Source organism: Corynebacterium sp. (genome assembly GCF_022712275.1).
Lineage (GTDB): Bacteria > Actinomycetota > Actinomycetes > Mycobacteriales > Mycobacteriaceae > Corynebacterium.
In genome coordinates this window covers 26,945-37,572 of sequence record NZ_JALAGU010000055.1, presented here as the reverse complement: position 1 = coordinate 37,572, position 10,628 = coordinate 26,945, and the positions used below count along the sequence as shown (strand labels likewise).

The window sequence follows — 10,628 nt, the reverse complement described above, 5'->3', positions numbered from 1 at the left end:
GGTGTGGCGTCCACCCGGTCGTGTCGGCCACGTACCGCCCCGCGTGAGGGTGCACCGTGGTGGGGGAGACCTCCGGTCAACGAACTGTCGCGACCGGAGGATATTCCGTCATGGAAGTCAACGCTCTCACCTGGATCATCACTATCGCGGTGATCGCCGGGTTCTTCATCTTCGATTTCTACTCGCATGTCCGCACACCGCATGCCCCGTCGATGAAGGAATCCGGATTCTGGACCCTGTTCTACGTCCTTCTGTCCGTCGCCTTCGGCGTCTTCCTCTGGGTGACCTGGGGTGAGCCGGGTGACCCGCACGCGCACGGCATGGAGTTCTTCTCCGGCTATGTCACGGAGAAGGCGCTGAGCGTCGACAATCTCTTCGTCTTCGCCCTGATCATGGGCTCGTTCAAGGTGCCGCCCAGGTACCAGCAGAAGGTGCTGCTCATCGGTATCGCACTGTCCCTGGTGTTCCGTGGTCTGTTCATCGCCATGGGCGCCGCGATCATCGAGGCCTGGTCGGATGTGTTCTACCTCTTCGGGCTCTTCCTGCTGATCATCGCGGCGAAGACCGTGCTGGACGAGGTCAGGGACGTCCCGGAGACCGACCCGAACGACATGAAGATCATCAGATTCATCCGGAAGGTCATCCCGGTCTCCGAGGGCTATGAGTCCGACAAGCTGACGCTGCGTCGGGCCGGAAGAATCATGCTGACCCCGTTGGCTGTCTGCCTGGTGGCCATCGGGCTCACCGACGTGATGTTCGCCCTGGACTCGATTCCCGCGATCTACGGCATCACCCAGGAGCCGTACATCGTCTTCACGACCAACGCCCTGTCGCTGCTCGGCCTGCGCCAGATGTACTTCCTGCTCGGGGGTCTGCTGGAGCGACTGGTCTACCTCCCCTACGGTCTGGGCGTCATCCTGGCCTTCATCGGTGTGAAGATGGTCCTCCATGCCCTCCACGAGAACAACCTTCCGTTCATCAACGGCGGCGAAGGCATCCACGGGGCCCCGGATATCTCCACCAGCGCCTCTCTCCTTGTGATCGTCAGCGTGCTGGTGATCACCGTCGTGGCCAGTCTCATCAAGTCCCGCAACGCCGTGGTGGAACGTCCGGAACGGCACGTCCTCGAGGATGCCGGGGCGGAGAAGCCCGCACACGAGGACTGACGACCTGCACGGGGTGCCCTCGCCACGCCCACCTCACGGGCGGACGGGTAGTGTGAGGGGCGTGCAGGAGACAGAGCGACAGACGCAGCATGGCGGGCGACCCTCCCGGAGAGAGAAGCGGTCGACCGTGGGGAAGGCCGTGCACAGGTACAACGTGCCGAACGTCCTGACCACGGTCAGGATCCTCCTTATCCCGGTGTTCGTGTGGCTGCTCATCGCAGCCGGTCCGCTCGACGGCTCCCGTGAGCTGGACACACCACTGCGGTGGTGGGCCCTGGTCGCGTTCTGCGTGCTCATGGGCACCGACCAGCTCGACGGGTTCCTGGCCCGCCGCTACGAGGTGATCACCGACTACGGCAAGCTTGCTGATCCGATCGCCGACAAGGCGCTGATGATCTCGGCCATGGTCTCCCTCAACATCCTCGGTGACCTGTGGTGGTGGGTGACGATCGTCATCGTCATCCGTGAGCTGGGCATCACGTTCTGGCGCATGGCACTGGCACGCCGTGGCAAGGTCGTTCCGGCATCCAAGGGCGGCAAGCTCAAGACCGTCCTCCAGACCTTCGCCGTCGCGATGGTCATCGCCCCGCTGCCGGACTGGACCGACTGGATCACCGTCCCGCTGATCCTCCTCGCTGTGGCGGTCACCGTGATCACCGGTGTCCAGTACCTGCTGGACTCCCGGAACCGTCCGGAGAACTGACCGACGATGACGGTGCCGGCGTCCGGGGCGGGGGAGGAGACGGCCGGTGCCGCTACGCGGGTGGTGACGTTGTGCCGGGAGGCTGGGCTCACCCTCGCCACCGCCGAATCACTGACCGCAGGTCTTCTCGCTGGGACGGTCGCCGACGTTCCCGGAGCATCGAATGTGCTGCGCGGGGGCCTGGTGGTCTACGCCACCGACCTCAAACACTCGCTGGCGGGGGTGGACGACGCCCTGCTGGACCGACAGGGCCCGGTGGACCCTACGGTCGCCGGACAACTGGCACGGGGAGCCGCGCAGCACTGTGACGCCGATCTGGGCGTCGGGGTGACGGGGGTGGCCGGACCCGACAGCCAGGACGGTCATCCTGTCGGCGAGGTGTGGCTCGGTGTCTGGTGCCGGGACCTCGACGGTGGGGAACCGCGGGTCACCGCCCTGGATGACGGCTGGCATGCCCTGGTCGACGCGGGTTCCGGGATCCGGGACGCGATCCGTCGTCACACCGTGCGCCGCGCCCTGGAACTGGTGTGTGCGGCGGTGGCGGACCGTGCAGCGGATCCGCTGTGAGCCCTTCATGGTGCGGTGGCCGGCATGCCGGGTAAACTCGTGGGAACATAACCGCTCCACCGTCCGTTGGAGATAGTGATGGCAAACCACACGACACTTCTCGAGCCCAGGCACCCGGATCTGCGGGCCGGTGCCACCGTCAACGATGTCCATGAAGTCACGACCACCCCGGTCGTCCCGACCGTCGCTGAACCGCTGCTGCGTGAGGCGCTGGGGACCACGCTCCGGGCGTTCCGTGAGGACGCCCGACGGACGTTGCGTGATCTCGCGGTCGCCGCGAACGTCAGCCCGGGGTATCTCTCCGAGCTGGAGCGTGGACGCAAGGAAGTGTCCTCGGAACTGCTCGCGAGCATCTGCCACGCACTCGGCGTGAATGTGTCCCGGTTGATCCTGGAGGCTGCGGAGATGATGGCCTTCGATGTCGCCGCCGCAGAGCTGGCCGCCGGGATGGACCACGCCCAGGCCGCACAGGCCGGTCAGCCGCACTGATATACTCGGCGCGTTATCGCTGGTGAAATCCCCGTCAAAGGAGACGTTGCAACCCATGGCTAACCCGTTCACCAAGGGGTGGAAGTACCTCATGGCCCTGTTCGACTCGAAGATCGAGGAGAACGCCGACCCGAAGGTGCAGATCGAGCAGGCCATCCAGGAGGCCCAGAACCAGCACCGGGAGCTTTCCAAGCAGGCCGCTGCGGTGATCGGCAACCAGCGCCAGATCGAGATGAAGCTGAACCGTCAGCTCGCGGAGGTCGAGAAGCTGCAGGCCAATACCAGGCAGGCTCTGACCCTGGCTGACCAGGCACGGGCCGGTGGGGACAACCAGAAGGCGACCGAGTACGAGAACGCCGCCGAGGCATTCGCTGCCCAGCTGGTCACCGCCGAGCAGTCTGTCGAGGACCTCAAGACCCTCCACGACCAGGCTCTGCAGCAGGCGGACCAGGCCAAGAAGGCCGTCGAGCGCAATTCCATGCAGCTGCAGCAGAAGGCCGCCGAGCGCACCAAGCTGCTCAGCCAGCTGGAGCAGGCGAAGATGCAGGAGAAGGTCGCCGAGTCTCTCCAGACCATGGACCAGGTCGCCGGTGGCAGCACCCCGAACCTCGACCAGGTGCGGGACAAGATCGAGCGCCGCTACTCCAACGCCCTCGGCCAGGCCGAGCTCGCCCAGAACTCCGTCCAGGGTCGCATGGCCGAGGTCCAGCAGGCCGGCGTCCAGATGGCCGGCCATTCCCGCCTCGAGCAGCTGCGCGCCGAGATGAACCAGCCGGCCGCCGTGGAGGGCAATGACCAGCAGGCCATCGGTCAGTCCCAGACTGACGCGGAGCAGCCCACCGCGCAGAACGTCAGCGCGGACGCCGTCGCCGAGAAGATGCGGCAGCTGCGCGGCGAGTAGCCGTCAGTCCGCGGCACCACGGGCCCGCAGGGCGTCAGCGACGCCCCGGGCCCGCAGGATCGTCCGCACGATGACGGGGACGCCGAAAGCGACCGGGGAGAGGCCCGCGGACCGGGATCCGCGGGCCTTTCTCGCGTCCAGGACCTCTCCGACCATCTGGACCTGCAGGGGGATCAACCGGAGGGTGAGGGTCAGCGCCAGGCTGATCTGGTCGACCGGCAGCCCGAACCGGCCGAAGGGACGCAGTCCCTTCCCGAAGGAGTCCATCATCGCCGCCACGCGTGTCGTCAACGTGACGAGCAGTGCCGCGGAGATGGACGCCAGGAGCACGAGCACGGTGGTCAGTGCCTTCTCACCGGTCGTGCGCCACCACAGCAGCAGACCCACCGCCAGCAGGATCGGCAGGACCAGGGTCAGCTGTCGCAGCAGTGCCCGCAGCGGTACCCGCGCCATCACAGTGGTCACGAGGACGACCGCGACGAGGCAGCCGACCGCCGCCGGCCAGGATTTCACGACGATCGCCGTGGTGACGAGGAAAACCGCCAGGACGAGCATCTTGATACCCGGCCGTTCACGGTGGACGATGCTGGTGCCCGGGACGTAGAGCCCCAGGGGGACGCGGGAGGGACTGATCACAGCAGTGCCCGCCGTTCCATCCGGTCGATGTAACCGCTGATGACCTCGGCGGGGGAGCCGTCGTCGATGATCCGGCCGTCGTCGATGCACAGGGTACGGTCGGCGTCCGCTGCGAGTTCCAGGTCGTGGGTGACGACGATGAGCTGCTGGGTCAGCGCGTCGAAGCGGCGACGCAGCCGGTTACGGTTGACGAGGTCGAGCAGGCCGGTGGGCTCGTCGGCGACGATGACGGCGGGTTCGAGTGCTGTCACGGACGCGAGGGCGAGCATCTGCTTCTCACCTCCGGACAACAGGTGCGGGGACTGGTCTTCCTTGCCCGAGAGCCCGACCGACGCGAGTGCTTCAGCGACCGCATCCGCGGTCTGAGCGCGGTTCAGCCCGGTGCCCCGCAGTGAGAACGCGACGTCCTCGGCGACGGTGGGCATGATGATCTGGTTGTCCGGGTCGGAGAAGAGGAATCCGACGCGCTGGCGGACCTTCCGGCCCTTTTTCGTGACATCGAGACCGTCGACCGTGACCTGTCCGGTGGTGGCGGTGGTCAGGCCGTTGATCATCCGGATGAAGGTGGATTTCCCGGAGCCGTTGGCCCCGATGATGCTGATGCGCTGTTCGCCCAGTGTGCAGCTCACGGGGTGCAGAAGGACCTGGTTGTCGACGGTGACGCCGGCGTCCGTGAAGGTGACAGGTGAGGAGAGGGTGGGCATCAGGCGACCGTTGCTGCGGGGAGTTCGGGGTCCCGGTCGGTGGCGGAGGTACGGGCCCGGCGGTCGCGACGCAGGTCGGGTACCGCACGCAGGACCGCGGCGGAGACCAGCGCAGCGACGACGACCTTGGCGGCGTCTCCGGGGATGAACGGGCCGTTGGAGACCAGGGCGGCGCCGAAGTCCATGTCGGTGCGGAGCATCAGACCGACGGAACCGGACAGGTACTGGACACCGACGCAGATGGCTCCGGCGACGATGAACCAGGTGACCTGCAGCCACTGCGGGCGGCGCGGGGCGAGTTCGCAGAGGGCACCGACGAGGATGCCGGTGATGGCGTAGCCGACGAGATAACCCACGGTCGGGCCGGAGACCGAGGTCAGGGCGGGGGTCCAGCCCGCCATGTTCGGGACGCCGAGGAAACCGACGCCGAGGAAGAGCAGGACCGCGAGGCTGCCGCGGCGCCAGCCGAGGATCATGCCGGCCATGAGGACCCCCATGTTCTGCAGGACGATCGGCACAGCGGCACTGCCGACGGGGATTGAGACCGCACCGAGGACGATGATCAGGGCGGCGAAGGCGGCGATGACCGCGATATCGGCGGCACTGACAGTCCGTGACGTGCGCGCGACGGGAATTCTGTTCGACATGCGAAGGAGTCTAGTCTGCTGACTGTACGGTGTTCAAGCAACGGTGTCCGAGGTAACGCGGGGACGCGGCGGAGGGGTGTGCGGTGCTCTGTTAGCGTGGTGGTCATGCGTCGCACAGAATTCGACCGGTTGGTCGCAGGGGAGTTCGGCGACTCCTTCGGATCCTGGATTGCGGGGTCCCATGTCCTCTCGGGTCTCGGGGCGACATCGGCCCAGCTCATCGAGCAGGGGCACGATCTCCGTGAGCTGTGGTGGGCACTGTGTGACGACTTCGATGTCCCGGAGGAGCGCCGGCTCGGCGAGGATGAGTGACATTCGAATAGGTGTTCGTGTACTGTCTCAGGTGGTCCGGTGGTGACGGTACAACTGTGGTGAACCACGGAGGGCTCTGCGGAGTCTTAGAACAGTGGGGCAGGTCAACCGGGCCTGTCCCGGGACAGTCCGCAGGGTCTGAGCCCGTACACACGTGAAGGAGAGAACCATGGCTGCAAAGAAGAAGGGCCCGGGCGGGGCAGGCACCGACCGGCAGAAGGCGCTCGACCTGGCGATGGCCCAGATCGAGAAGGACTACGGCAAGGGCGCCGTGATGCGCCTGGGCGATGACGAGCGCCCGCCGATCCAGGTCATCCCCAGCGGAAACATCGCCATCAACGTCGCCCTCGGCATCGGCGGCTTCCCCCGCGGCCGTGTCGTGGAGATCTACGGCCCGGAGTCCTCAGGTAAGACCACCGTGGCGCTCCATGCCATCGCCGAGGCACAGAAGGCCGGCGGTATCGCCGCCTTCATCGATGCCGAGCATGCCCTGGACCCCGAGTACGCCAAGAAGCTGGGTGTGGATACCGACAACCTGCTGGTCTCCCAGCCGGACACCGGTGAACAGGCCCTGGAGATCGCCGACATGCTGGTCCGCTCCGGTGCGATCTCGATCATCGTCGTCGATTCAGTCGCCGCACTGACCCCGAAGGCCGAGATCGAGGGGGACATGGGCGACAGCCACGTCGGTCTGCAGGCCCGGCTCATGAGCCAGGCGCTGCGCAAGATGACCGGTGCGCTCAGCCAGACCGGCACCACCGCGATCTTCATCAACCAGCTCCGCGAGAAGATCGGCGTCATGTTCGGTTCCCCGGAGACGACGACCGGTGGTAAGGCCCTGAAGTTCTATGCGTCGGTCCGTTGCGACGTCCGCCGCATCCAGACCCTCAAGGACGGTCAGGACGCGGTGGGCAACCGCACCAAGATGAAGATCGTCAAGAACAAGGTCTCCCCGCCGTTCAAGATCGCCGAGTTCGACATCGTCTACGGTGAGGGCATTTCCCGCGAGGGATCGATCATCGATCTCGGCGTGGAGAACGGCCTGATCAAGAAGTCCGGCTCCTGGTACACCTACAAGGGTGACCAGCTCGGCCAGGGCAAGGAGAAGGCCCGCGAATTCCTCAAGGAGAGTCCGGAGCTTTCTGTCGAGATCGAGGACGGCATCATGCGCGCTCTCAAGGTCGGCCCCTACGCCAAGGCGGACGCCTCCGCGGAGGAGGATACCCCGATGGACGTGCCCGGTATGGACATGGATCCGGCCGATGCCCCGATCGACGTGGTGCCGACCTTCGACGACGACGAGGACGACGACTAGACCGTGACCGGGGAGAAGCCGGGGAAGCCGGACCCGGAGCTGATGGACCGGCTACGGCAGGCGGTCTCCGAGGTCGGCCAGGGTCAGGTGGAGCCGATTGTCGACCGCGAGCTGGAGAAGGCACTCGCACCTCTGGTCGCCAAGGCCACCCGGCTGATCAACCACCGGGACCGCTCGGAGGCGGAACTGCGCCGCCGGCTCACTGAGTCGCTGGAGGAGGGGGAGGACCCCCGGCTGGTGGATACGGTTGTCAGCCGCTGCCTGGACAACGGCATGCTCGACGACGAACGCTTCGCCCATGAGTGGGTCCGGCAGCGCCAGCACAACCAGAAGAAGTCTGTGTCGGTGCTGCGTCGCGAACTGCGGGACAAGGGGGTGGCGTCGGCCATCATCGAGGACGCCCTCGGTCAGGTCACCGAGGAGGACCAGCAGGATATCCTGCAGGCCCTGGTGACGAAGAAAGCGGCAACGGTGAAGACCGTTCCCGCGGACCGGGCGGAGTACGAGAAGGCACTGCGGCGCATCGTCGGCGTCGCTGCCCGCCGGGGATTCCCCGCCGGAGCCGGTATGGACGCAGCCCGTGCCGCCCTGGACGCCAGGATCAGCGAACTGGGCGGTTGACTGACATCCCTTATTCGAAGGTGCCGCGCAGATCCTTGTGCGAGGGATCGTGCCAGTCGACCAGGGCCTCGTCCTTGGTCTCCAGACCCTGACGGTCCGGCTGGTGGGGGACCTTGGCGACCGGGTTGCGACGGGCACGACCGGCGCGGAGCTGACGCTCGATACGCTCGGCCAGCTTCGTCAGACCGAAGTTGATGATGATCATGATGGCGGCAACCACCAGGAGCGACGGGAACAGTGCACCGTAGTACTCGCCGAGCTGACGGCCGGAGCGGACGACCTCGACGAAGCCGATGGCGTAACCGAGGGCAGAGTCCTTCAGCGCGATGACCATCTGCGAGATGATGGCCGGCATCATCGCGGCCACCGCCTGCGGCAGCAGGATCTTGCGCATCGTCTGACCCCATGACAGGCCCAGGGCGAAGGCGGCCTCGGACTGGCCCTTGGGCAGGGACTCGATACCGGAACGCAGCGTCTCGGCGATGACCGAGCCGTTGTACATCGTCAGACCGAAGACCACGGCGGCGAAGCCCAGTTGAGACGAGGGGAACAGCGCGTACTCGCTGAACAGTGCGTAGGCGAAGAGCATCAGCACCAGCACAGGGATGGAGCGGAAGACCTCGACGATGACCGAGCAGATCCACCGGATCGACCGGTGGGTCGACAGGCGTCCGATACCGAGCACGGCACCGACGATGAGAGCGAGGATGATGGACAGGACCGCGGCCTTCACCGTGGCCCACAGGCCCGGGAGGATGTAGGTTGTCCAGGTGTTGCCGTAGAGGAAGATGTTCCACTTGTCGGCGTCGAGTTGGCCTTTGTCACCGAGGACGAACAGGACCGACGCCAGGATGGCGAGGAGGAGGAGAGCGACGATGACGGTGAGAATCCGGTTGATCCGGACCGCCTTCGGGCCGGGAGCATCATAGAGAACTGTTGCGCGGGTGGTGGACATCAGCGCTTCACCGCCCATCGTTTGCCCGCCCAGCCGAAGAAGAGTCCGGTGGGCAGGGTGAGAATCATGAATCCGACAGCGATGATGACGAAGATGGCATACAGGTCACTGGCGTAGTTTTCCTGCATCGTCTTCATCAGCAGGGATGCCTCGGAGACACCGATCACCGAGGCGATGGTGGTGTTCTTCGTCAGGGCGATGAGGGTGTTGCCCAGTGGCACGATCGAACCACGCACCGCCTGGGGGAAGATCACGTAGCGGAAGTTCTGCATGAAGGTCAGCCCCAGTGAACGGGCCGCCTCGGCCTGGCCGAAGGGGATGGTGTTGATGCCCGACCGGAGCGACTCAGCCACGAAGGTCGAGGTGTATGCCACGAAGGCCAGCACGGCCAGGCGGAAGTTCTGGTCCACGATGAACGACGTGCTCGAGTTCGAGGCCAGCAGAAGATTCATCTGGTAGTACAGTCCCAGCGACACCAGCAGCATGATCAGTGTCAGCGGGGTGTTACGGACAATGTTGATGTACGCCGTGGCCACGGTGCGCAGGATGCCCACCGGGCAGACACGCATGGCGGTGAGGATCGTGCCCAGGATCAGGGCACCGATGCCCGAGACGACGGTCAGTTTGATCGTCATCCAGAACGCCGACCACAGTTGTGGGCCCATATCGGCCCAGAGTTCGGAACTCATTGGTTACGCCACCTCCCTTTCTAGCTCTCGTCCAGGAACGAGAGGTCTCCGATGTCCGGCATGTCACCGGGATCGAAGTCCTCGCCGAGGTACTCGTCGATGATCTTCCGGAACTCGCCGGACTCCCACATGTCGGTGAGAGCCTCGTTGACCGCGTCCCGGTCGGCGCCGTCACCCTTGGGCAGTCCGACACCGTAGTTCTCGTCGGTCCAGTAGGAGCCGTCCTCGTTCTTCAGCTCCACGACCTTGAAATCGTCGCCGTAGCGCTCCTTGTAGCGCTCGGCGAAGCCGGCGAGGATGGTGGCGTCCGTCGTGAGTGCGTCCACCACGCCCTGCTTCACGCCCTCGGCGCAGGCGGCGTAGGTGTCGAACTCCTGGAGCTGCACCTTCGGCAGCGCATCCTTGACCTTCTGCGCCGGAGTGGAGCCGGAGACCGAGCAGAGCCGGGTTCCGTCGGCGATGTCCTGCAGGCTGCTGATGCCGGCGTCGCCGCGGACGAGCAGAGCCTGGTGGGTGACCAGGTAGGGCCCGCCGAAGTCGACGGCCTTGTAGCGTCCGGCGTTGATCGAGTAGGTGGCGGCGATCATGTTGACCTCGCCGTTGTTGATCAGTGTCTCGCGCTGTGAAGACGGGGTCTCACGCCAGGTGATGTCCGGGTGGTCCCAGCCGTTCTTGTCGGCGATGTAGTTGACGACGTAGCGGGAGACATCGGTGTCGACACCGATGAACTCCTTGTCCGGGGTACGTTCACCGAGCCCCGGTTGGTCGAACTTGGTGCCGAGGGTGACGTGGCCGCTCTCGATGTCGTCGAGCAGCGACCGGGCCTCGGTGGAGCCGCAGGACGCCAGTGCCAGGGCACCGGCCGTCGCAACGACCGCGGCGGTCACTCTGCGGAGGAATCTGCGTGTACTCATCTGCACCTC

At 65.7% G+C, this 10,628-nt stretch carries 14 protein-coding genes; 8 read left to right on the top strand and 6 right to left on the bottom strand.

The genetic code is table 11. The features are described 5' to 3' along the window. The first annotated feature begins 110 nt into the window (after window positions 1-110). From Q0A27_RS14735 to Q0A27_RS14715, 5 genes are all read left to right on the top strand, one after another. On the top strand, window positions 111-1,166 hold the full coding sequence (locus Q0A27_RS14735) for a TerC family protein (RefSeq protein ID WP_291476592.1): 1,056 nt from the start codon (window positions 111-113) through the stop codon (window positions 1,164-1,166). A gap of 154 nt (window positions 1,167-1,320) precedes the next feature. Further along, window positions 1,321-1,869, top strand: a complete 549-nt coding sequence (gene pgsA, locus Q0A27_RS14730; protein WP_367273331.1) for a CDP-diacylglycerol--glycerol-3-phosphate 3-phosphatidyltransferase — start codon at window positions 1,321-1,323, stop codon at window positions 1,867-1,869. 6 nt (window positions 1,870-1,875) lie between these two features. Continuing rightward, window positions 1,876-2,436: a CinA family protein gene (locus Q0A27_RS14725; protein ID WP_291476589.1), complete on the top strand. Its 561-nt coding sequence runs from the start codon at window positions 1,876-1,878 to the stop codon at window positions 2,434-2,436. 78 nt (window positions 2,437-2,514) lie between these two features. After that, on the top strand, window positions 2,515-2,925 hold the full coding sequence (locus Q0A27_RS14720; protein ID WP_291476587.1) for a helix-turn-helix transcriptional regulator: 411 nt from the start codon (window positions 2,515-2,517) through the stop codon (window positions 2,923-2,925). A gap of 55 nt (window positions 2,926-2,980) precedes the next feature. Beyond that, the gene (locus Q0A27_RS14715) at window positions 2,981-3,826 is read left to right on the top strand and encodes a PspA/IM30 family protein (RefSeq protein ID WP_291476584.1); all 846 of its coding nucleotides are present in this window, start codon (window positions 2,981-2,983) and stop codon (window positions 3,824-3,826) included. Window positions 3,827-3,829: 3 nt separating this feature from the next. Here the strand turns inward: Q0A27_RS14715 and Q0A27_RS14710 are convergent, their stop codons facing one another. From Q0A27_RS14710 to Q0A27_RS14700, 3 genes are read right to left on the bottom strand one after another with little or no spacing between them, the layout of a single operon-like run. Beyond that, complete coding sequence (locus Q0A27_RS14710) at window positions 3,830-4,462, bottom strand: energy-coupling factor transporter transmembrane protein EcfT (protein WP_291476582.1); 633 nt, start codon at window positions 4,460-4,462, stop codon at window positions 3,830-3,832. Further along, complete coding sequence (locus Q0A27_RS14705; protein ID WP_291476581.1) at window positions 4,459-5,166, bottom strand: energy-coupling factor ABC transporter ATP-binding protein; 708 nt, start codon at window positions 5,164-5,166, stop codon at window positions 4,459-4,461. Before Q0A27_RS14705 ends, Q0A27_RS14710 begins: the two co-directional genes overlap by 4 nt. After that, window positions 5,166-5,813 carry a biotin transporter BioY gene (locus Q0A27_RS14700; protein ID WP_291476579.1) on the bottom strand — a complete coding sequence of 216 codons (648 nt, stop codon included), beginning with the start codon at window positions 5,811-5,813 and terminating at the stop codon, window positions 5,166-5,168. The genes Q0A27_RS14705 and Q0A27_RS14700 overlap by 1 nt, the downstream gene beginning before the upstream one ends. Window positions 5,814-5,918: 105 nt before the next feature. Between Q0A27_RS14700 and Q0A27_RS14695 the strand changes: the two genes are divergently transcribed. The 3 genes from Q0A27_RS14695 (at window position 5,919) to Q0A27_RS14685 (ending at window position 8,061) form a co-directional block, all read left to right on the top strand. After that, the gene (locus Q0A27_RS14695) at window positions 5,919-6,125 is read left to right on the top strand and encodes a DUF3046 domain-containing protein (RefSeq protein ID WP_291476577.1); all 207 of its coding nucleotides are present in this window, start codon (window positions 5,919-5,921) and stop codon (window positions 6,123-6,125) included. Between the two features lie 169 nt (window positions 6,126-6,294). Continuing rightward, window positions 6,295-7,440: a recombinase RecA gene (gene recA, locus Q0A27_RS14690; RefSeq protein WP_291476575.1), complete on the top strand. Its 1,146-nt coding sequence runs from the start codon at window positions 6,295-6,297 to the stop codon at window positions 7,438-7,440. Between the two features lie 3 nt (window positions 7,441-7,443). Beyond that, on the top strand, window positions 7,444-8,061 hold the full coding sequence (locus Q0A27_RS14685; protein WP_291476574.1) for a regulatory protein RecX: 618 nt from the start codon (window positions 7,444-7,446) through the stop codon (window positions 8,059-8,061). 10 nt (window positions 8,062-8,071) lie between these two features. On the opposite strand, the gene Q0A27_RS14680 is transcribed toward Q0A27_RS14685, so the two are convergent. From Q0A27_RS14680 to Q0A27_RS14670, 3 genes are read right to left on the bottom strand one after another with little or no spacing between them, the layout of a single operon-like run. Beyond that, on the bottom strand, window positions 8,072-9,016 hold the full coding sequence (locus tag Q0A27_RS14680; protein WP_291476573.1) for an amino acid ABC transporter permease: 945 nt from the start codon (window positions 9,014-9,016) through the stop codon (window positions 8,072-8,074). Continuing rightward, complete coding sequence (locus tag Q0A27_RS14675) at window positions 9,016-9,705, bottom strand: amino acid ABC transporter permease (protein WP_291476572.1); 690 nt, start codon at window positions 9,703-9,705, stop codon at window positions 9,016-9,018. Before Q0A27_RS14675 ends, Q0A27_RS14680 begins: the two co-directional genes overlap by 1 nt. Window positions 9,706-9,725: 20 nt before the next feature. Then, window positions 9,726-10,619 carry a glutamate ABC transporter substrate-binding protein gene (locus Q0A27_RS14670; RefSeq protein WP_291476571.1) on the bottom strand — a complete coding sequence of 298 codons (894 nt, stop codon included), beginning with the start codon at window positions 10,617-10,619 and terminating at the stop codon, window positions 9,726-9,728. Between the last annotated feature and the right edge of the window lie 9 nt (window positions 10,620-10,628).